Raw genomic sequence first — 18,433 nt, forward strand, 5'->3', positions numbered from 1 at the left:
CCGGGGCCCGGCCGCCGGTATTGGGCGGCCGAGGGCAAAATCTGCTCCGGGTTCCTTCTTCGGGTTAAACCATCCGGTCGTCGATGCCACACTGATGACCCATGGCGAATCGGGCGGGCCGCCGCGAGCGGGCGATCAGTGAGCAACGCGCGGCCGAGCGGGGAGGCTCGGCCCGCGGAGGGTCGGTGCGCGGCCCGCTTCTGGCGAGTCTGGTCGTCGCCGCCGCAAGCGCCGGCGCGGCGTACGCCTACGGCCCGCAGCCCGCCCCGAAGAAGTCCACCACGACGGTCCGGACGGCCGCGGCCGCCGAGACCTGCACCGCGAGCGGCACCTCCCCCAAGCGGCAGCTCCGCGGGGTGTGGATCGCGACCGTGCACAACTCGGACTGGCCGTCCAGGACCGGGCTGACCCCGGCGCGGCAGCGGGCGGAGTACGTCGAGATACTCGACAACGCCGTGAAGCGCCGGCTCAACGCGGTGTTCGTGCAGGTGAGGCCCGCTTCCGACGCGATCTACGCGTCCACGCTCGAACCCTGGTCGCAGTTCCTGACCGGCACCCCGGGCAAGGATCCCGGCTGGGATCCGCTGCCGTTCCTGATCTCCGAGGCGCACAAGCGCGGCCTGGAGTTCCAGGCGTGGTTCAACCCGTACCGCGCCGCGTACACCACGGACGTGTCGGCGCTTCCGGCCGGGCATCCGGCCCGGGTGCACCCCGAGTGGACCGTCAAGCACGAGGGACGCCTCTACTACAACCCCGGCCTGCCCGAGGTACGCGCCTGGGTGGCCAAGGTCGTCACCGACGTGGTGCGCCGCTACGACGTGGACGGCGTCCATTTCGACGACTACTTCTACCCCTATCCCGGCAACGGCACCCGGTTCGCCGACGCCGCGGCGTTCGCGAAGTACGGCAAGGGCGCGAAGCTCGCCGACTGGCGGCGGGACAACGTCAACAAGTTGGTGGCGCAGGTGTCCGGGGCCGTGCACGGGACCAAGCCGTACGTGAAGTTCGGGATCAGCCCGTTCGGCATCTGGCGCAACAAGTCGAACGACCCCAAGGGATCCGACACGAACGGCATGTCGGCCTATGACGCGATCTACGCGGACGCGAAGGCGTGGATCAGGGCGGGGTCCGTCGACTACCTGATCCCGCAGCTGTACTGGCCGCGCGGGTTCTCGGCGGCCGACTACGACGCGCTCGTGCCCTGGTGGGCCGAGGCCGTACGCGGCAGCGACGTCGATCTCTACATCGGCCAGGCGCTCTACCGCGTCGGCACCAAGGACACCCCCGCCTGGACGAAACCGGCCGAGATGCCCTCACATCTCACCGTGAACCGCCGGTATCCCGAGGTGAAGGGCGACGTCTACTTCAGCGCCAGCGGCCTCGCCGCGAACCCCCTGGGCGTCCTGGACCGCATCGCCAAGAACCACTACACGCGGCCCGCCCTGCTCCCGGTGATCAAGGGCCTCCCGGCCGCGGTTCCGGCCGTACCGGCGGGTTTGAAGAACACCGCCGGGAACCTCACCTGGACCGCCGCGCCCCAGGCCCGTGCGTACGGCGTCTACCGGGTCACCGGCGAGAACGGCGACTGCGCGACCGTGGACGCGCGCCACCTGGTGGCGGTCGTCCCCGCGGACGACCGCCCGGCGTACACCGCCAAGGAGAGCGGCGAGTACTACGTCACCGCCCTCGATCGCCTGAACAACGAGAGCGCCCCCGCGCGGGTCACGGTCGCCCTCCCCTGATCACCGCCCGCCGGGCCGTCAGGCCGCGGGCCAGGCGTCGGCGAGCAGGTCCCGCGTCTCACGCAGGAGCTGCGGAAGGACCTTGGTGTGCCCGACGACCGGCATGAAGTTGGTGTCGCCGCCCCACCGCGGCACCACGTGCTGGTGCAGGTGGGCGGCGATGCCCGCGCCCGCGACCTGGCCCAGGTTCATGCCGACGTTGAACCCTTGCGCGCCGCTGGCCTTGCGCAGCGCCTGCAACGACCGCTTGGTGAAGTCGGCCAGCTCCGCGGTCTCCGCGTCCTCCAGGTCGGCGTAGTCGGCGACGTGCCGGTACGGACACACCATCAGGTGACCCGAGTTGTACGGATACAGGTTGAGCACGGCGAACACGGCGGACCCCCTGGCGACGACGAGGCCGTCCTCGTCGCTCATGGCGGGAATCTCACAGAAGGGGCAGCCGTCCCCCGGCCCTGACCCGCTGGGCTTGTTCTCACCCTTGATGTAGGCCATGCGGTGCGGAGTCCAGAGCCTCCCAAACGCGTCAGGCACTCCCGCTCCCGGCTGCAACTCCGGCTCGTTCGTCATGCGGGTCAGCATATTCCGGCCCCCGGCGACGCTCGCGTACGGCTCCGGCGACATCCATAGATACCGGGATAAATCACATCGAATTCCGGCAGAATCACGTCCTGCGAGCCCGCGGATCTTCCGTCTTCCGAGGAGTGTTCCCATGCCCGATGTCGCCACCGTCGAGGAACAGGCCGACGCGCTGATCGAGGAGGCGACCGGAACACCGGCCGAGACCTCGTCCCCGACCACCACCGCCCGGACGGCCGACGACGCGGCCGAGGCACCCGAAGCGGCGTCCGACGCACCCGACGGAACGCCTGCCGGTGACGCCGCGTCCGGCCTGCTCAGCACGTCCGTCGTCAAGGGCCGGATCAAGGTGGCCGACGAGGTCGTCGAGAAGGTCGCCGCGCTGGCCGCCCTGGAGATCCCCGGCGTCGCCGACCTGGGCGGCGACTTCGAGCGCGCCTTCGAGTCGGTGCGGGAGCACATCGGCGTCGGCTCCAAGCGGGCGACCCAGGGCGTGCGGGCGCAGATCGAGAACCAGCAGGTGGCGGTGGACGTGACCATCGTCATCGTGTACGGGCACGTGGTCATGGACGTGGCCGCGGAGGTCAAGGTCAACGTGGCGAGGTCGGTGAGCCGGATGCTCGGCATGCGCGTCGTCGAGGTCAACGTGACCGTGGACGACGTACGCCTGCCGGGCGAGGGCCGTGCCGAGCACGCCGAGGACGACGCGGCCTGACCCCCGACGCGAGAAGCCCCCGCGTCCCGAAGGGAGGCGGGGGCTTCTCCGATGCGACCGCACCGGCCCGGTGCCCGGGGTCCGGACGGCGCTCAGACCGTGCCGGACCCGGACGAGCGGGCTCAGACCTGGATCCTGCGCTCGATCGCGTCGACGATCTCGGCGATGGCGACGTCCACCGGGACGCCGTTCTTCTGCTCTCCGTTGCGGTAGCGGAAGGAGACGGCCCCGCCCGCGATGTCCTCGTCCCCCGCGAGCAGCATGAACGGCACCTTGGCCTTCTGCGCGTTGCGGATCTTCTTCTGCATCCGGTCGTCGGCGGTGTCGACCTCGACCCGGACCCCCCGCTCCCGCAGCCGCTTGGCGACGTCCTGCAGGTAGGGGGCGTGGGCGTCGGCGATCGGGATGCCGACGACCTGGACCGGCGCGAGCCAGGGAGGGAAGGCGCCCGCGTAGTGCTCGGTCAGCACGCCCAGGAAGCGCTCGATCGAGCCGAACAGCGCCCGATGGATCATGACCGGGGTCTGCCTGCTGCCGTCCGCCGCCTGGTACTCCAGCCCGAACCGCTTGGGCTGGTTCAAGTCGAGCTGGATGGTGGACAGCTGCCAGGTGCGGCCGATCGCGTCCTTGGCCTGGACGGAGATCTTCGGCCCGTAGAAGGCCGCGCCACCCGGGTCGTCCACCAGCTCCAGCCCCGACTCGGTGGCGACCTGGTGCAGCGCCTGGGTGGCCTCCTCCCATTCGGCGGGATCGCCGATGAACTTCTCGGAGTCGTCACGGGTGGACAGCTCCAGGTAGAAGTCCGAGAGCCCGAAATCACGCAGCACGCTGAGCACGAACCTCAGGAGCGACTTGATCTCGTCGGCCATCTGCTCCCTGGTGGTGTAGATGTGCGAGTCGTCCTGCGTCATGCCGCGCACCCGGGTCAGCCCGTGCACCACACCCGACTTCTCGTACCGGTAGACCGAGCCGAACTCGCACAGCCGCAGCGGCAGCTCACGGTAGGAACGCCCCCGCGACCGGAAGATCAGGTTGTGCATCGGGCAGTTCATCGGCTTGACGCGGTACTCGGTGCCGTCCAGCTCGAAGGGCGGGAACATGTCGTCGGCGTACCAGGGAAGGTGCCCCGAGGTCTCGAAGAGCGACGACTTGGTGATGTGCGGGGTGTTGACGAACTCGTACCCTGCCTCCGCCTGCCGTCTGCGCATGTAGTCTTCCATCTCCTTGCGGATGATCCCGCCTTTGGGATGGAAGACCGGCAGGCCGCTGCCCAGCTCCGGCGGGAAGCTGAACAGGTCGAGCTCGGCGCCCAGCTTGCGGTGGTCGCGCTTCTCGGCCTCCTCCAGCATGTGGAGGTACTCGTCCTGCTTCTCGCGCGATTCCCAGGCGGTGCCGTAGATGCGCTGGAGCTGCGGGTTCTTCTCACTGCCGCGCCAGTAGGCGCCGCCGGCGCGCATCAGCTTGAACGCCGGGATGCCCCGGGTGGTCGGCAGGTGCGGGCCGCGGCACAGGTCCTTCCAGCACAGCTCGCCCGACCTGGGGTCGAGGTTGTCGTAGATGGTGAGCTGGCCGCCGCCGACCTCGACGTTCGCGCCGTCGGCGGCGTCGGCCGCGCCGCCCTTGAGCCCGATCAGCTCCAGCTTGTACGGCTCGGCGGCGAGCTCCTCGCGGGCGTCCTCGTCGCTGACGGGACGCCGCCGGAAGGTCTGGCCCTGCTTGACGATCTCGCGCATGCGCTTCTCGACGCGCTTGAGGTCCTCGGGGGTGAAGGGCTCCTTGACGTCGAAGTCGTAGTAGAAGCCGTTCTCCACGGGCGGGCCGATGCCGAGCCTGGCCTCCGGGAAGATCTCCTGGACGGCCTGGGCCATGACGTGGGCGGTGGAGTGGCGCAGGATGGCGCGGCCGTCGGCGCTGTCGACGGCGACCGGCTCGACGACGTCGCCCTCGGCGACCTCGGCGGCCAGGTCCCGCAGCTCGCCGTTGATCCTGGCGGCGACGACCGACCTGCCGTCGGCGTCGAGCGCCTCCCCGGCCGTCGTGCCCGCCGCCACCACGCGCTCGGCTCCGGCGAGGGTGATGCGTATTTCGAGGGCGGCAGACACGGTAGCTCCTTGCTCGATCCGAACGGCTGAAGAGTCGGCCCGCGAATCCCGCGCTCGAGTGCGACGCGCTCGCGGCACCTTTTACCTTCCGATGCTACCGGTGCCGTCGGCCCGTTTTCGCGCGCTCGGCTCCGGCTCATTCCGACGTGCCACGGCGCCGCCGGGCGAGCTCCCCGAACAACGCCTCCCACTGGGGCGTGACCGCCTCGCCCGTGTAGGGAGCGGCTCCGGCGAGCGCGGCGGCGCCGAGTCCCTCGCGCAGCCCGCGATCGGCGATGACCCGGTCGAGCGCCTCCGCGAGGGCGCCGACGTCGCCCGGTGGCACGAGCAGGCCGTCCACGCCGTCGGTCAGCACGTCGGCGGGCCCGGTCGGGCAGTCGAAGCTCACGATCGGCGTGCCGTGCGACATGGCCTCGATCATGACCATGGGCAGCCCCTCGAACCGGGAGCTGAGCACGAACGCCGACGCCTTGGCCAGCTCGTCGTCGAGCCGTTCCGTGCGCCCCATGAGGAACACGTGATTGTACAGGTGCAGTTCCTCGATGAGCGCCCGCAGCGCCGGCTCCTCCGGGCCGGTCCCGAAGATCCTCAGCTGCCAGTCCGGGTGCTCGGCCGCCACCCGGGCGAAGGCGGGAATGAGCAGGTCGAAGCCCTTCTGTTCGGTCAGCCGCCCGGCGGCGACCACGACCTTCCCGCGCGGGCCGGGCCGTACCGCGTCGTGCTCGTGGACGGCGTTGGGGATGCGCAGCACCCGGGCGCCAGGGACGGCGCGTTCGTACTCGGCCCGGTCCCCGTGGGTGAGGACGACGACGGCGTCGAACGTCCGGTACGTGCGGATGATCTCGGCGCGCACGTCGGGCCGGTGGCTGGCCATGTTCATGTGCTCCTGGGCGACCCGGATCGCGCTGTCGGGCGCGTACCGCGCGGCGAGCAGGTTGAGCCCGGGACGGGTGGTGACCAGGACGCCGTCCCAGACCCCGGCCAGGTAGTCGGCGACGCCGCGCTCGACGCCCCTGGTGAACCAGTCGGACTTGTACTCCCCCTGCGGCACCGTCCTGCCCCGGCGGCCGGCGAGCCTGGCGCGGTAGCCGGAGGGCTTCTCGCGCTGGTCGGTGAGGGGCACCAGGCGCACCCGGGGGTCGACGGGGAACTGCGGCTCGTCCCTGCGCCGGACCACGCTGGCCAGCTCCACGTCGTGCCCGCGCGCGGCCATGGCGTTGGCCTGGTTGATGACCGTGCGGATGGTGCCGCCCATGCCGTAGGCGTGCAGCAGCATGTACCGGATCCTCATCCCTCGCTCCATTCGTAGTCGACGGAGAGGTTGTTCCTGACCGTGTAGCGCGGTCGTACGAGCACGCGGCGGTCGTCGACCGGCACGGCCTGCGCGGGGAAGACCATGACCTTGTTCTTGTCGGGGATGTCGTCGAGCCGCCGGCCGACGCGCAGCCGGCGCTCCCCGCCTGCCCGCCACACGGCCAGGTAGGCGTCCCAGACGCCGGTGAGCGGGCCGTAGGCGGGCACCAGGTCGCCGATCGGGACGCTCACGTCGAACCCGTGGCCGTCGAGCTCCGCCTCGGCGTGGACCTCCTGCTCCTTGTGCTCCCTGAGGACCAGGATCAGGCGGCAGGCGCCCGGCTCCGGGTCGATCCCGTGGACGCGGCCGACGATCCTGACCCGGCCGTCCCTGGGCCAGACCTGCTCCACCTCGGCGTGCGGGGTCACGTGAGGTATCCCCACGTACGGCACTGCTCCTGCAGGACGGCGGGCACCTCGTCGGCGGCGGGCAGCGGGCGGCCGCTCTGCACCGCGCCCGATTTGATCTTGTCCTTCCAGTCGCCCAGCCCCTTCTGGTACGCCGCCTCGCCCCGCCAGGTGAGCATGCCCTCCTCCCATGGGATCTCCAGGAAGTCGCAGATGAGGCGGGTGGTCGCCACCGGCTCGGCGGTCAGGTCCTCGTAGCGGACGGTGAGACCGGGAAAGGCGCGCCGCGCCCGCTGGACCGCCTTCATGTACCGCAGGGCGTCCCGCGCCGCCTCGTCCATGTCCCGCTTGCCGCCTCCGGCCTCGTGCCAGGAGCGGGCGATGGACAGGGGGTGGCGCAGCAGGAAGACGAATCTGACGTCCGGCCAGCACGCGGCGATCCGCTCGGCGGCGAACGCGTTGGCGGGGGTCTTCTCGACGATGATCCGTTTGCCGCTCCGAACCAGCTCGCGGTGGAGCACCCGGTCCCACAGCAGGTGTTCGAGGTCGCCTCGGCTGTGCCCGAGCGCCTCCATGGCCATGCCGACGAGGGAGTTCCCGTAGCCCACGGTGAGCCGGCGGACGTGCAGCTCATGGGGCGCGTGGACCATGGAATGACTGTTGAGCATCGACCGCAGCAGCGTGGATCCCGATCTCACCGGGGAGATCACGAAGACCGGCGCCCGTACCAGACGGTCGTCCTCTCCCGCCGGGTGGTACGGCGCGGCTGCTGCCGCCCCCTGCTCCTTCGCCGTCGTCCCCTTCCCCTCGGACCGCTCCTTCGACGGGTCCGACGATTTCCCCACGGGGGTGAGGTGGTATCCGGTGATGCCGGCGACAGCGGCGTTGACCTTGCGTTTCCAGCTCATGCAAGCGCAAGCTAACAGCGCTTCCTGAAAGCCTCCTAAGGGTGCGGACGTCTCGTCTCGGCGTCTCCTGTGGTTCTTCCCCCACCTGGGACACTCTGCCCATTAGTGCGATATAGGTACTTATATGGGGATTTATCCCCGTCCCTCTGTGGCCCCCGGGGGGAGACGCTGGCAAGGGGAGCCGCCGGGAGATCCACGCGGCTGTGAGGACCCGGGGGGTAGAGGAAACATGGGCGAGCAGGCGTCACCGTCCACGCCCGCGGACGGTCTCGACCACAACCTTGATCACGATCTCGCGCCATCCTGGGGGCGGCGGGCGCGAATCTGGCTGACGAGCGCCTACGGCCACTTCCAGAGGAGTGGCACCCCTCCCCCCATCCAGGAGAGCGACCAGGACGACGTCACCTGGATCCTCACGCGGCACCCGTCCTGCGTGCGCCAGGCGCGACGGCTGACCCGCGCCCAGCTCGCCGACTGGAAGCTGCGCGGTCAGGAAGCCGTCGCGGAGCAGGTGGTGTGCGAGCTGGTCACCGACGCGCTGCGGCACGCGGGCGGACCGATCCGCCTCAGCCTCTATCTCGTGGACGGCACGCTCCGCTGCGAGGTCGAGGACGGGGACACGGTGCTCCCACCGACGACTCGCCACCCCGGCACCGCCGGTACGGACGCCGAGGACGGCCACGGACGGGAGCCGGAGCGGGAGCTGGGACGGGAGTCGCACCTGATCGAGCGGCTCTCCTGCTGCTGGGGCCGTGTCCGCACCGCCACCGGCAAGGCCGTCTGGGTGGAGTTCCCGGCCACGAGAGCCCTCCATCACTCCTGCGGCAAGGGACGGGAGTGACCGGGTCGCTCAGGATCCGGCGGCGTCCCGCTCCTCCGCGGCGCGGTGCCACTCGCGGGCCCAGACGGCGATCTGGGCGCGCGAGCTGAACCCGAGCTTGCTCAGGATGTGCTCGATGTGCCCCTCGGCGGTGCGCTGCGCGATCACGAGCGTGGCGGCGATCTCCTTGTTGCTCATGCCCTGGGCGACGAGCTGGGCGATCTCCGTCTCCCTGGGAGTCAGCGGTGACGCCTCGGCCGGCCGTTCCGCGCGTTCCTCCTCGGGGGCCGACTCCTCCAGGGCGTAGGCGACCACCTCGTCGCAGGGCATCCTGGCGCCCCGTTTGAGCGCGGCGCGGAAGGAGGGCTCTCCGAGCCCCTTGCGGATCCGGACCTCGCATTCGTCGCGATAGCGCATCAGGTACGCGTAGCTCGACAGGACGCTCCCCAGCGACTCCCAGATGATCTGCAGGGCACCCCGCAACCGGCCGGCCCGTTCGTACTGTCGCTGGACGGCGGCGATCCAGGAAAGCACCTCCAGGTTCAACCCGACGCCGAGCAGGTCGTCCAGGGACCGGTTGAACCGGAGGCTCTCCTTCTCCAGCTCGGCCGCGCGGACGACGTCGTCCTGGCGCCAGGCTTCGATCCCCAGCGCCATCAGGGCGTACGACCGATGCCACCCCTCCCCGTCGGCGTCGCAGACCTCGACGCACCGCTCCCCCGCCTCGACGGCGGCGGCCGATTCGCCGATCAGGGAGTACGCCAGGCAGAGCCGGAGATAGGTGAACGCCTCGCCCATGGGGTCGTCGATGCCTCGGTAACGGCGTACGGCCTCCTTGTAGAGCTCGATCCCCTTGTCGACCTCTCCCTGGTACAGCGCGACCACGCCGGAGAACAGCGCGACCCACGCGAGGACCCGCGCAAGGCCCAGCCGCTCCCCGAGGGCGCGGCTCTCCGCCAACATCGCCTCGGCCGGGGCGATCTCCCCCTGGATGATGGCCAGCCAGGAGTCCGCCCACAGGGCCCTGGCCCGCGCCTCGCCCTGCTCGCTCTCCGCCGCCAGGCCCCTGTCCAGCCAGCCGCGGCCCTCGTGCAGGTAGTAGCTGGTGATCCAGTGGTAGAGGAGGTCGGTCGCCATTTCCAGTCCCGCGAGGGTCTCCCCCTGCGCGAAGCAGTACTCGAGCGAGGTCCGCAGGTTGGCGTGCTCGCGCTTGAGCCGGGTGAACCACGCCACCTGGTCCGGGCCGAACAACAGGCGGTCGGCCTCCGCCGCCAGGCCTTGGTAGTAGTCCCGGTGCCGCCGACGCATCACGGCGTCCTGGCCGGACTCCTCCAGCCTCTCCCTGCCGTAGTGCCGGATCGTGTCGAGGAGCCGGTACCGCATCGCCTGGCCCTGCTCGTCCGGGATCAGGATGGACTTGTCGACCAGCCCGATCACCAGGTCGACCACATCCTCCCTGGCGATCCCGTCGCCGGAGCAGACCTCCTCGGCCGCCTCCAGGTCGAGGCTGCCGGCGAAGACCGAGACGCGGGCCCAAAGGAGGCGCTCCTGCTCCGTGCAGAGGCCGTAGCTCCAGTCGATCAGCGCGCGCAGCGTCCTGTGCCGGGGCAGCACCGCCCGCGATCCGGCGGTGAGCAACCGGAACCGGTCGTCCAGCCGGTCGAGTAACTGGTCCAGGGACAGCGCCCGCAGCCGCACCGCGGCCAGCTCGATCGCGAGCGGTATCCCGTCGAGCCTGCGGCAGATCCGCTCCACCGTCTCGTGGTTGGCCTCGGTGACCGCGAAGCCGGGCAGTACGGCGGAGGCCCGCTCGGTGAAGAGGCGCACCGCGTCGTAGTGCGTCATCGTCTCCAGCGGCAGGGGCACGCCGTCCATGTCGGGAAGCGTCATCGCCGGCACGGCCAGCGTCTGCTCGCCGGCGGCGCCCAGGGGCTGCCGGCTCGTGGCGAGGATCCGCAGGTCCGTCGTCGCGCGCGCGAGCGTCTCCACCAGGACGGCGCAGTCGTGCAGGAGGTGCTCGCAGTTGTCCAGAACCAGCAGCGCCCGCTTGTCCGCGAGGTGGTCGACGAGCACCTCTGTGCACGGCCGCGCCGACTGGTTGCGGATCTCCAGCGCCTCGGCCACCGTCTGGCACAGCATGGCGGGGTCGTCCAGCGCGGCCAGCTCGACCAGCCACACGCCGTCGGGGAAGGCCCGGCGCACGTCGGCGGCGATCCGCAGCGCGAGCCGTGTCTTGCCGACCCCGCCCGGCCCGGTGAACGTCACGACGCGCGACTGGGACAGCAGCCGCTTGGCCTCGGCCACCTCGTGCCGCCGGCCGACGAAACTGGTCACCTCGGTGGGCAGCCTGTTGTGTGATCGCTTCGAGGTCTGGGTTGTCATCGCCGCCATCAAACGCCTCGGCTCGCGGATCGCCGCGCGCGGAACCGGACTCGACAGAATCTAGGTTATGTCTCCGCCGTAACTTCGCGCGCGTGCAGGTGCCGAGGGGATCGCCTCCGCGCGGCCGGTCAGCCGGGTTCCCTGACGACGTCGTCGGCCCGCCGGTCCGGGCGCAGACCCCGCCAGCTCGGGTGGCGCAGCCGGCCGTCCCCGGTCCACTCGGCGTACCGCACCTCGCCGACCAGGACGGGCTCCACCCAGCGCGCGTGCCGGGCGTGCTCGCGCGGCACCTCGTCGTCGAACGGGCTCTTCGCGCGGGCGAGCGGCGCCAGCCGTTCGGCCAGGCCGGCGAGCATCGCCTCGGTGAAGCCGGTGCCGACGTGCCCGGCGAAGACCAGCCGACCGGCTTCGTCGTGCACGCCGAGCAGCAGCGAGCCGATGCCCTCGGCGCGCCTCCCCTCGCCCGGTTTCCAGCCGCCGATGACGACATCCTGGGTGCGGAAGTGCTTGATCTTCAGCCAGTCTCTGCTGCGCCGTCCCGGCCGGTACGGCGAGGAGAGCCGCTTGGCGACTACGCCCTCCAGGAGCAGCTCGCGGCTGGTCTCGAACACCGTCGCGCCTCCTCCGGCTGAGTGGGGCGGCACATCCCAGCGCTCCCCCGCCACGACGGTGCGCTCCAGCAGGTCGCGCCGCTCGGCGTACGGCAGGCGGATCGTGGTGGCGTCCCCGAGATGGAGGATGTCGAAGATCAGGTATGTGACGGGGACGGCCCGGGCCAGCAGCCTGATCCTGGCCGGGTCGCGCTGGTGCATGCGCGGCTGGAGCGCCCCGAAGCTGGGCAGGCCGCGCGCACCGAACGCCACGATCTCCCCGTCGAGCACGACCGCGTCCCCGACCGCGTGCGCGAGCGGGCCGATCTCGGGATAGGCGACGGTGACGTCCAGCCCATTGCGCGAGACCAGGCGCAGCCGCCCGTCCTCGACGTAGCCGAGCGCGCGCACGCCGTCCCACTTCATCTCGTAGCCGTACAGCTCGTCCTGCGCCTCCGGCGGCAACTGCCCGAGCTGGGCCGTCATCGGCGCGTACGCCGGCAGGTGCCCCATGTGGGTGCTCCTACCCGGCGGGCGGCCGCTTCGTCACCCCAGCTCGGCGGCCACCGCCTTCGCCCAGGCCTCGATGTGGGCCCGGTCGCGGAAGTCACCCGCCATGGTCCTGGCCATCGACGACGCGGGGAAACCCGCGGCGTCCTCGGCGAGCCGCCCTCCGAACGTGGCGTGGCCGAGGGCCTCCAGCCTGGCCGACCAGCGGGCGACGTTCGGCGTCGGGGGGATGTCCCGCTCCACCGCGGAATGGTCCAGCGGCCCGCTGCTGAACAGCCAGACCGACACGGCCCGCAGGGTGGTCGCGTGGCGGCGGGCGAACCGCTGGACGTCCCTGTGCCATCGTCTCGCGTACAGCCCGCCGCCCAGGATCACCGCGTCGTAGCCCCGCGCGTCCCTCGCGGCGCCCGCCGCGAGGACGTCGACCTGATGGCCCTCCTCGCGCAACGTCTGACCGATCCACTCGGCGATCTCGGCCGTGGACCCCCTCTTGGAGCCGTACGCGACCAGAACCCGTGCCATGAAGATCACCTCCGGCGCCAGTCTCCGCCCGACCACGCGGGGCGTTTCAGGGTCGAAGGTCGGTCGTGGATCAGCCGATGGTCCCCCGTACGGCCGGCGGCGCGGTCAGAGGCACACGCGAGGCACACGCGTGGCACGGGCGGCGCCGCGGTCAGTCAGGCGGCAGCACGGGATTGAGATGGAACAGCCCGGTCCGCACCTCGCCCCGGCCCTTCTCCTCCCGCACGGTCCGGCCGGCCACGGCGCTCAGGACGTCGCTGACGGTGACCAGCCCCAGCAGCGTGCCCTCCGCCGAGACGACGGGTACGGCGTCGCATCCGACGTCGAGCATCACGCCCGTGATCCGCGACAGCGGGTGTCCCGGGCCGACCTTGGGCAACCGGCGCCGGCCGAGCAAGCTGCCCACCTGGCGGCGCGAGTGCTCGTCCGGGCCGCCACCGCACCAGGTGGCGGCGACGTCCTCACTGGTGAGGATGCCGAGAACGTGGCAGTCGTCGTCGACCACGGGCAGGTGGTGGACGCCGGCGCGGCGCATCAGCTCCCACGCCATCAGTGGGGACTCCTCCACGGTGACCGTGACCAGCACGCGGGTCATGATCTGCTCCGCGGTCAGGGTTTCCACGCTCATCGCTCCTCCTCTCCCCGGCCCACGACGGCGACGGCGCAATGAGCCCGGTGCAGGACCCCGTGGCCGACCGATCCCAGCACGGCCGAGCCGAACCCGCCGAGCCCGCGCGACCCGACCACGAGCAGGTCGGCCTCGCGGGAGAAGTCCGACAGGACGGCGATGGGATGCCCGCAGACGGCCGACTGGGTCACCGGCACGTCCGGGTACTTCTCCCGCCAGGGCGCGAGCTGGCGTCGCGCCATCTCCGCGCTCTGCTCGAAGACCTCGTCGAGCACACGGGTGTAGCCGACCGCGAACGGCGTGAACGCCGGCATCTGCCACGCGTAGACCACGCGCACCCCGGCGCCCCGCAGTTGCGCCTCTTCGAAGGCGTACCGCATGGCGGCCTCGGAGTGCTCCGACCCGTCGAACCCGACGACGATCTCCCGCCGCTCGTCCTTCCGCGGCCCCCGTACGATCACGACCGGGCAGGCGGCGCGACCGGCGATGCCCATGCTGATCGATCCGAGCACCAGGCCGGCGAACCCGCCCATGCCCCTGCTGCCGACGACCAGCGCGCGGGCCTGCCGGGACTCGGCCTTCAGCTTTTCCACGACCGTGCCCGTGGCCAGTTCCGCGGTGACCGCGAGGCCGGGGACGCGTTCCTTGGCCCGCTGCACGGCGCCGCTGATGACGCCCTCGCAGAAGTCGGACAGCGACTGGTCGAACCCCTCGACCCGGTGGAAGGGATACTCGTTCGCCCACGGCTCGCGAACGTGCACGATCTTCAACGGGACGCCCCTGCGGGCGGCGTCGTCCGCCGCCCAGTCCACCGCCGCGGTCGATTGCGGGGAACCGTCGACGCCGACAACGATGGGTCCGGTCATGGCGCGTCTCCTTCTCGGGGGCCTGCTGATCTCATTCCATCATCCGGCCGAACGACCGGGCAGTGGCCCAACGTCCCATGGATTCGGGACCTCCGCCCCGCATCGTGGCCGGTCGGTCCGCCCGCGTCCCCGCTCTCTACCCATCCAGGCGAAACGGACGCTAGCGTGCATGACATGATTCGTGTATTCCTCCTGGACGACCACGAGGTCGTACGGCGCGGCGTGGCGGCTTTGCTCGAGGCCGAGGACGACATCGAGGTCGTCGGCGAGGCCGGGACGGCCGAGTCCGCGATCGCGCGCATCCCGGCGCTCAAACCGGACGTCGCGGTCCTCGACGTACGGCTGCCCGACGGCAACGGCGTGGACGTCTGCCGGGAGGTGCGTTCGCGGATGCCCGAGCTGGCCTGCCTGATGTTGACGTCCTTCGCCGACGACGAGGCGCTGTTCGACGCCGTGATGGCGGGGGCCGCGGGGTACGTGCTCAAGCAGATCCACGGGTCCGATCTCGTGGGGGCCGTCCGGACGGTGGCGTCGGGCCAGTCGCTGCTCGACCCGCAGACGACGGCGACCATGCTCCAGCGCCTGCGCGATCAGGCCGGCAAAAGGGATCCGCTCGCGGCGCTGTCGGAGCAGGAGCGGCACATCCTGGAGCTGATCGGCGAGGGACTGACCAACCGGCAGATCGGTGAGCGTCTCTACCTCGCCGAGAAGACCGTCAAGAACTACGTGTCCAACCTGCTGAGCAAGCTCAACATGCAGCGGCGCACACAGGCGGCGGCCCTCGCCGCGCGCCTGAAGGTCGATCGCGGCGAGTGAGCCGCCCGGCGTGCGGCCGGAATGACAGCGGGGGGGCGACAGCGGGAGCGACGCCGGGGGCGTGGCCGGTACGGCGGCCGGGCACGGTCAGAGCAGCGGCGTCAGAGCAGCGGCGGGACGGCCAGGTCGTTCCTGGCGAACGTGATCTCGGTCGTGACGTCGATCACGCCCTCGACCGCGCGTACGCCCTCGACGAGATGGCAGACCTGGGAGCGCCGCCGCACCCGTCCCCTGAGCGTCACCATGCCGGACTCGATGACGATCTCCAGGCACTCCGGATCGGCCTGCCGCCTGATCACGTCCATGATGTCCGCGCGTACGTCCTCGACGGGACGGTTGAAGATGCGGAGCAGGTCGGACTGGTGCACGGTCCCGGCGATGCGCCCGCTGACCGGGTCGATCACCGGCAGTTGCTTGATCCGCTTCTCGTGCATCAGGCGCGCGGCGACCCGTACGGGCGTCCCGGGGGTCACCGTCACGGGCGGCGTGCTCATGATCTCGGCGGCGGTGACGCCGAGCGCCCTCCGGTGCTCGCGGCGGCGGCCGACGTCGAGGATCCCGCCGATCCCTCCGGGCTCGTCGGTCTCCCGGAGCAGCAGGTCGTCCTCCGAGACCACTCCGACGGGCCGGCGTTCTGCGTCGACGACGGCCACCGCGCCCACCCCGTACCGCTCCATCGCGGCGGCGATGTCGGCGAATCCCGCGTCCTCCTGGACCGCGATCGCCACCCGGCCCATGACGTCTCTGACGGTGACGGACATGGCTTCCTCCCTCGCTGCCGCCTCACTCGCTTCCCCGACCAGCGTCCGCCGGGGCGGAGCCGCCCGGCAGCGTCTTATGTCCTCCGCCCGCAGGGGCTTAGGTCCCTGATGCCCTGACTGTGGCGGTATAAGCGGTCTTGGGTGGGGTATCGCGACGACCGCGACCGGAACGGCGTACCGTCGCTCATGAGGGTGTTCTGACACACCCGGTATGAAGGAAGGGGAGCCGATGTCCCGCCGTACAGTCTCGCCCGGTGATCTGGGCCGCCGCATCGCCTATCACCGCAAGCGTCTGGGGCTCAGCCGCGAGGATCTGGCAGAGCGAGCGGGAATGGCCCCCGGATTCGTGGAGTACGTCGAGGAGTCCGCCGCCTCGATCACCGAGGAGGCGCTGCTGCGGCTGGCGGCGGCGCTGGAGACCACACCGGACGACCTGCTCGGCGCCGGGATGGACCAGCCGCCCGGCCAGGGATCCGCCGCCGCGCACCCGGTCCTGCACGCGCTCGATCCCGAGGAGTGCATGCGGCTCATCGCTCCCGGCGGCGTCGGCAGGGTCGCCTTCAGCGGGCCGTCCGGGCCGACGGTCTTCCCGGTGAACTTCAAGGTCCACAACGGGGCCATCGTCTTCCGCACTCAGTACGGCGGCCCGATGGAGAAGGCCGTGCGCACCGGCATGGTGGGCGTCGAGCTCACGATCGGCTTCGAGGTCGACCACATCGACGACGTCAACCGGGAAGGGTGGAGCGTGCTCGTACAGGGGCCCGCCCACCACGTTTCGGCGAGCGAGGTGGCGGAGGCGGCGAGCACCGAGGTCGAGCCCTGGGCCGGCGGTGAACGCGAGACGTACATCAGCATCGTTCCGCACAACATCACCGGGCGCCGTATCCGCGGCTTCTGACCCCTGGTCCCAAGAAAACGGATTAACGCGGATTTATAGCGACATACCAGGCCAAAAGTCCCTTCCGTCCGATCCGGACGGAGGGGACGCTGGAGTGGGAGGTGTTCGCGATGGAAGCCAAGGAATGGAACGTCGAGATCTTCATCAGCGAGGACGACGAAGATCAGGTGACCACGGCGAGGGCCGTGCTCCACGCGGGTGACGGCACTCGGCACGAGAGCGTCGCCCACGCCCGGCGCAACCCTCATGATCGGCCGGTCCCCCAGATCGGGGACGAGCTCGCGGCGGGGCGCGCCCTGTCCGACCTGGCCGCCAAACTGATCGAGGACGGCGCCGAGGACGTGGCGCAGTTCGCCGCCGCGTCACGGGCCCGCTGATCCTCATCCCGCCGGCCATCTTGCCGATCACCTTGCTGATCCGGTCGGGACGGGACCCCGCGCCACCGGGTCCCTGAGAGGCGCGGGGTCCCCCGGAGGGGCTACCGTGCCCGGCCGGTGCGCATCAGCCCGTGCCGGTCACCGCGTGCCGGTCAGCCTGTGCCGGTCACCGCGTGCCGGTCGGCCCGTGCCGGTCAGCGCGGCGGGACCACGGCCACCGGGCAGTCGGCGTGCTGCAGGAGCGCGTTGCTGACCGATCCGAGCACCAGCCCGGCCAGCCCGCTCCGCCCCCGGGCCCCGACCACGAGCAGTCCCGCCCCGGCCGACGCCTCCTTCAGAACCTCGACCGGATGCCCGTTGACGACGTGCTCGGTGACTTTCACGTCCGGGTGCCGCCGCGCCGCCTCGGCCAGCGACTCCGTGAGCATGCCGCGCAGCCCGTCCTCCTCCTGGACCGACGCGGCCGCCTCGAACCCGCCGCCGGCGACGAGCCCCCTCCAGGCGTGTACGGCGTGCAGCTCCGTGTCGTGGAGGGCCGCCTCGGAGAAGGCGAAGTCGACGGCGGCCGCGTTCGCGGGCGATCCGTCGACACCGACGACGATCCTGCGGCGGACGTTCACCGGAAGCGTGCGCACCACGACGACCTCGCAGGAGGCCCGGCCGGCCACGCCGAGCGCCACGGAGCCCACGAGCAGGCCGCGGAAGCCGCCGAGCCCGTGGTTGCCGACCACGAGCAGCTCCGCCTCCTCCGCCGCCTTGATCAACGCGATCCGGGCGTCACCGGGCAGCAGTGCGGAGTCGACGGCCACGTCCCCCTCCTGCTCGCCGATCCGGGTCAGGGCCTCCTCAAGGACGGATTCGGCCCCTTCCCGCATCCATCTCGCGACGTCCGTGTACGGACCGTGGCCGGGCATCTCGGACGCCCATTTCGGCATCGCGTGGACGACCCGCAGCGAGGTGCCGCGCAGTGCGGCCTCCCGGGCCGCCCACGAGGCGGCCTCCAGCCCGGCGGCCGACCCGTCCACTCCGACAATGATCATTTTCTCTCCTTCATCGCGAACCTCACCTATCCCTGTCTACCCGGCGAATACGGCGGGTACGGCTCCGGGTCTTCACCTCCGCCGTACGCGGGAATGGATAGGGCGACATTCGCCGCGAAAGGGGATCATGATGGACATCATCGAGATGCTCGAACAAGCCCAGGACAAGCCGACCGTCAATCGGGTGTTCGGCGAGCCGATCGTCCGAGACGGGGTCACGGTCATCCCGGTCGCCCGGGTCGCCGGCGGCGGAGGCGGAGGCAGCGGCAGGCAGGAGGGCGACAACCCCGGCGAGGGCGTCGGCGGCGGGTTCGGCCTCGGCGCGACCCCGGCGGGCGTGTTCGTCATCAAGGACGGCGACGTGCGCTGGCAGCCGGTGGTCGACGTCAACAAGCTGATCGTGGGCGGGCAGGTCATCGTCGTGGTCGCGCTGCTGACCCTACGCACCATCGCGCGTCTCCGGGCCAGGAAGCGCTGAC

At 71.1% G+C, this 18,433-nt stretch carries 19 protein-coding genes; 7 read left to right on the top strand and 12 right to left on the bottom strand.

Annotated features, from left to right (window positions below; translation table 11 throughout):
* Nucleotides 1–101: 101 nt before the first annotated feature.
* Nucleotides 102–1,742, top strand: coding sequence for a glycoside hydrolase family 10-like protein (locus AB0I59_RS33905; protein WP_358139391.1), 1,641 nt, complete (start codon nucleotides 102–104; stop codon nucleotides 1,740–1,742).
* Nucleotides 1,743–1,760: 18 nt separating this feature from the next.
* Here AB0I59_RS33905 and AB0I59_RS33910 read toward each other — a convergent pair whose 3' ends face one another.
* Entirely contained in the window at nucleotides 1,761–2,309 is a 549-nt protein-coding gene (locus tag AB0I59_RS33910; protein WP_228645316.1) for an HIT family protein, read from the bottom strand.
* 142 nt (nucleotides 2,310–2,451) lie between these two features.
* Between AB0I59_RS33910 and AB0I59_RS33915 the strand changes: the two genes are divergently transcribed.
* Nucleotides 2,452–3,033, top strand: coding sequence for an Asp23/Gls24 family envelope stress response protein (locus tag AB0I59_RS33915; protein ID WP_061257204.1), 582 nt, complete (start codon nucleotides 2,452–2,454; stop codon nucleotides 3,031–3,033).
* A gap of 122 nt (nucleotides 3,034–3,155) precedes the next feature.
* On the opposite strand, the gene thrS is transcribed toward AB0I59_RS33915, so the two are convergent.
* The 4 genes from thrS to AB0I59_RS33935 all read right to left on the bottom strand — a co-directional run bounded on the left by thrS (nucleotide 3,156) and on the right by AB0I59_RS33935 (nucleotide 7,744).
* Nucleotides 3,156–5,135 carry a threonine--tRNA ligase gene (gene thrS / locus AB0I59_RS33920; RefSeq protein ID WP_358139395.1) on the bottom strand — a complete coding sequence of 660 codons (1,980 nt, stop codon included), beginning with the start codon at nucleotides 5,133–5,135 and terminating at the stop codon, nucleotides 3,156–3,158.
* Between the two features lie 136 nt (nucleotides 5,136–5,271).
* On the bottom strand, nucleotides 5,272–6,426 hold the full coding sequence (locus AB0I59_RS33925; protein WP_061257202.1) for a glycosyltransferase family 4 protein: 1,155 nt from the start codon (nucleotides 6,424–6,426) through the stop codon (nucleotides 5,272–5,274).
* Entirely contained in the window at nucleotides 6,423–6,857 is a 435-nt protein-coding gene (locus AB0I59_RS33930) for a hypothetical protein (protein WP_061257201.1), read from the bottom strand. The genes AB0I59_RS33925 and AB0I59_RS33930 overlap by 4 nt, the downstream gene beginning before the upstream one ends.
* Nucleotides 6,854–7,744 carry a sulfotransferase family protein gene (locus AB0I59_RS33935; protein ID WP_061257199.1) on the bottom strand — a complete coding sequence of 297 codons (891 nt, stop codon included), beginning with the start codon at nucleotides 7,742–7,744 and terminating at the stop codon, nucleotides 6,854–6,856. The genes AB0I59_RS33930 and AB0I59_RS33935 overlap by 4 nt, the downstream gene beginning before the upstream one ends.
* A gap of 229 nt (nucleotides 7,745–7,973) precedes the next feature.
* On the opposite strand from AB0I59_RS33935, the gene AB0I59_RS33940 reads away from it, so the two are divergent.
* Entirely contained in the window at nucleotides 7,974–8,585 is a 612-nt protein-coding gene (locus AB0I59_RS33940) for an ATP-binding protein (RefSeq protein ID WP_358139399.1), read from the top strand.
* A 9-nt stretch (nucleotides 8,586–8,594) separates the two neighbouring features.
* On the opposite strand, the gene AB0I59_RS33945 is transcribed toward AB0I59_RS33940, so the two are convergent.
* The 5 genes from AB0I59_RS33945 to AB0I59_RS33965 all read right to left on the bottom strand — a co-directional run bounded on the left by AB0I59_RS33945 (nucleotide 8,595) and on the right by AB0I59_RS33965 (nucleotide 14,062).
* A complete protein-coding gene (locus tag AB0I59_RS33945; RefSeq protein WP_358139402.1) occupies nucleotides 8,595–10,946 on the bottom strand; it encodes an ATP-binding protein in 2,352 nt (783 codons plus the stop codon).
* A 128-nt stretch (nucleotides 10,947–11,074) separates the two neighbouring features.
* Nucleotides 11,075–12,049, bottom strand: a complete 975-nt coding sequence (ligD, locus tag AB0I59_RS33950) for a non-homologous end-joining DNA ligase (RefSeq protein WP_061257193.1) — start codon at nucleotides 12,047–12,049, stop codon at nucleotides 11,075–11,077.
* Nucleotides 12,050–12,082: 33 nt separating this feature from the next.
* Nucleotides 12,083–12,568: a flavodoxin domain-containing protein gene (locus tag AB0I59_RS33955; RefSeq protein WP_061257288.1), complete on the bottom strand. Its 486-nt coding sequence runs from the start codon at nucleotides 12,566–12,568 to the stop codon at nucleotides 12,083–12,085.
* A 151-nt stretch (nucleotides 12,569–12,719) separates the two neighbouring features.
* Nucleotides 12,720–13,196 (bottom strand): CBS domain-containing protein, encoded by a 477-nt coding sequence (locus tag AB0I59_RS33960; RefSeq protein ID WP_061257191.1) that lies wholly within the window; start codon nucleotides 13,194–13,196, stop codon nucleotides 12,720–12,722.
* On the bottom strand, nucleotides 13,193–14,062 hold the full coding sequence (locus tag AB0I59_RS33965) for a universal stress protein (RefSeq protein ID WP_061257189.1): 870 nt from the start codon (nucleotides 14,060–14,062) through the stop codon (nucleotides 13,193–13,195). The genes AB0I59_RS33960 and AB0I59_RS33965 overlap by 4 nt, the downstream gene beginning before the upstream one ends.
* Before the next feature lie 174 nt (nucleotides 14,063–14,236).
* On the opposite strand from AB0I59_RS33965, the gene AB0I59_RS33970 reads away from it, so the two are divergent.
* Entirely contained in the window at nucleotides 14,237–14,878 is a 642-nt protein-coding gene (locus AB0I59_RS33970) for a response regulator (RefSeq protein WP_061257287.1), read from the top strand.
* Between the two features lie 101 nt (nucleotides 14,879–14,979).
* Here the strand turns inward: AB0I59_RS33970 and AB0I59_RS33975 are convergent, their stop codons facing one another.
* Nucleotides 14,980–15,639, bottom strand: coding sequence for a CBS domain-containing protein (locus AB0I59_RS33975; protein WP_061257187.1), 660 nt, complete (start codon nucleotides 15,637–15,639; stop codon nucleotides 14,980–14,982).
* Nucleotides 15,640–15,868: 229 nt separating this feature from the next.
* On the opposite strand from AB0I59_RS33975, the gene AB0I59_RS33980 reads away from it, so the two are divergent.
* Both AB0I59_RS33980 and AB0I59_RS33985 read left to right on the top strand, forming a co-directional pair.
* Nucleotides 15,869–16,537, top strand: a complete 669-nt coding sequence (locus AB0I59_RS33980; protein ID WP_061257286.1) for a helix-turn-helix domain-containing protein — start codon at nucleotides 15,869–15,871, stop codon at nucleotides 16,535–16,537.
* Between the two features lie 110 nt (nucleotides 16,538–16,647).
* Nucleotides 16,648–16,914 (top strand): DUF1876 domain-containing protein, encoded by a 267-nt coding sequence (locus AB0I59_RS33985; RefSeq protein ID WP_061257285.1) that lies wholly within the window; start codon nucleotides 16,648–16,650, stop codon nucleotides 16,912–16,914.
* A gap of 194 nt (nucleotides 16,915–17,108) precedes the next feature.
* Here AB0I59_RS33985 and AB0I59_RS33990 read toward each other — a convergent pair whose 3' ends face one another.
* Nucleotides 17,109–17,954 carry a universal stress protein gene (locus AB0I59_RS33990; protein ID WP_061257185.1) on the bottom strand — a complete coding sequence of 282 codons (846 nt, stop codon included), beginning with the start codon at nucleotides 17,952–17,954 and terminating at the stop codon, nucleotides 17,109–17,111.
* A 127-nt stretch (nucleotides 17,955–18,081) separates the two neighbouring features.
* Here AB0I59_RS33990 and AB0I59_RS33995 point away from each other — a divergent pair, with 127 nt between their 5' ends.
* Complete coding sequence (locus AB0I59_RS33995; protein ID WP_358139409.1) at nucleotides 18,082–18,432, top strand: spore germination protein GerW family protein; 351 nt, start codon at nucleotides 18,082–18,084, stop codon at nucleotides 18,430–18,432.
* Nucleotide 18,433: the final 1 nt, after the last annotated feature.

Source organism: Microtetraspora glauca, from assembly GCF_040656155.1.
Taxonomy (GTDB): Bacteria; Actinomycetota; Actinomycetes; order Streptosporangiales; family Streptosporangiaceae; genus Microtetraspora; species Microtetraspora glauca.

What these genes read in the sequence shown, in the direction of transcription:
- AB0I59_RS33905 (WP_358139391.1), top strand. Translation starts at nt 102, where the DNA reads ATGGCGAATCGGGCGGGCCGCCGCGAGCGGGCGATCAGTGAGCAACGC.
- AB0I59_RS33910 (WP_228645316.1), bottom strand. Translation starts at nt 2,309, where the DNA reads ATGACGAACGAGCCGGAGTTGCAGCCGGGAGCGGGAGTGCCTGACGCG.
- AB0I59_RS33915 (WP_061257204.1), top strand. Translation starts at nt 2,452, where the DNA reads ATGCCCGATGTCGCCACCGTCGAGGAACAGGCCGACGCGCTGATCGAG.
- AB0I59_RS33925 (WP_061257202.1), bottom strand. Translation starts at nt 6,426, where the DNA reads ATGAGGATCCGGTACATGCTGCTGCACGCCTACGGCATGGGCGGCACC.
- AB0I59_RS33935 (WP_061257199.1), bottom strand. Translation starts at nt 7,744, where the DNA reads ATGAGCTGGAAACGCAAGGTCAACGCCGCTGTCGCCGGCATCACCGGA.
- AB0I59_RS33940 (WP_358139399.1), top strand. Translation starts at nt 7,974, where the DNA reads ATGGGCGAGCAGGCGTCACCGTCCACGCCCGCGGACGGTCTCGACCAC.
- AB0I59_RS33945 (WP_358139402.1), bottom strand. Translation starts at nt 10,946, where the DNA reads ATGACAACCCAGACCTCGAAGCGATCACACAACAGGCTGCCCACCGAG.
- ligD (WP_061257193.1), bottom strand. Translation starts at nt 12,049, where the DNA reads ATGGGGCACCTGCCGGCGTACGCGCCGATGACGGCCCAGCTCGGGCAG.
- AB0I59_RS33955 (WP_061257288.1), bottom strand. Translation starts at nt 12,568, where the DNA reads ATGGCACGGGTTCTGGTCGCGTACGGCTCCAAGAGGGGGTCCACGGCC.
- AB0I59_RS33960 (WP_061257191.1), bottom strand. Translation starts at nt 13,196, where the DNA reads ATGAGCGTGGAAACCCTGACCGCGGAGCAGATCATGACCCGCGTGCTG.
- AB0I59_RS33965 (WP_061257189.1), bottom strand. Translation starts at nt 14,062, where the DNA reads ATGACCGGACCCATCGTTGTCGGCGTCGACGGTTCCCCGCAATCGACC.
- AB0I59_RS33970 (WP_061257287.1), top strand. Translation starts at nt 14,237, where the DNA reads ATGATTCGTGTATTCCTCCTGGACGACCACGAGGTCGTACGGCGCGGC.
- AB0I59_RS33975 (WP_061257187.1), bottom strand. Translation starts at nt 15,639, where the DNA reads ATGTCCGTCACCGTCAGAGACGTCATGGGCCGGGTGGCGATCGCGGTC.
- AB0I59_RS33980 (WP_061257286.1), top strand. Translation starts at nt 15,869, where the DNA reads ATGTCCCGCCGTACAGTCTCGCCCGGTGATCTGGGCCGCCGCATCGCC.
- AB0I59_RS33985 (WP_061257285.1), top strand. Translation starts at nt 16,648, where the DNA reads ATGGAAGCCAAGGAATGGAACGTCGAGATCTTCATCAGCGAGGACGAC.
- AB0I59_RS33990 (WP_061257185.1), bottom strand. Translation starts at nt 17,954, where the DNA reads ATGATCATTGTCGGAGTGGACGGGTCGGCCGCCGGGCTGGAGGCCGCC.
- AB0I59_RS33995 (WP_358139409.1), top strand. Translation starts at nt 18,082, where the DNA reads ATGATGGACATCATCGAGATGCTCGAACAAGCCCAGGACAAGCCGACC.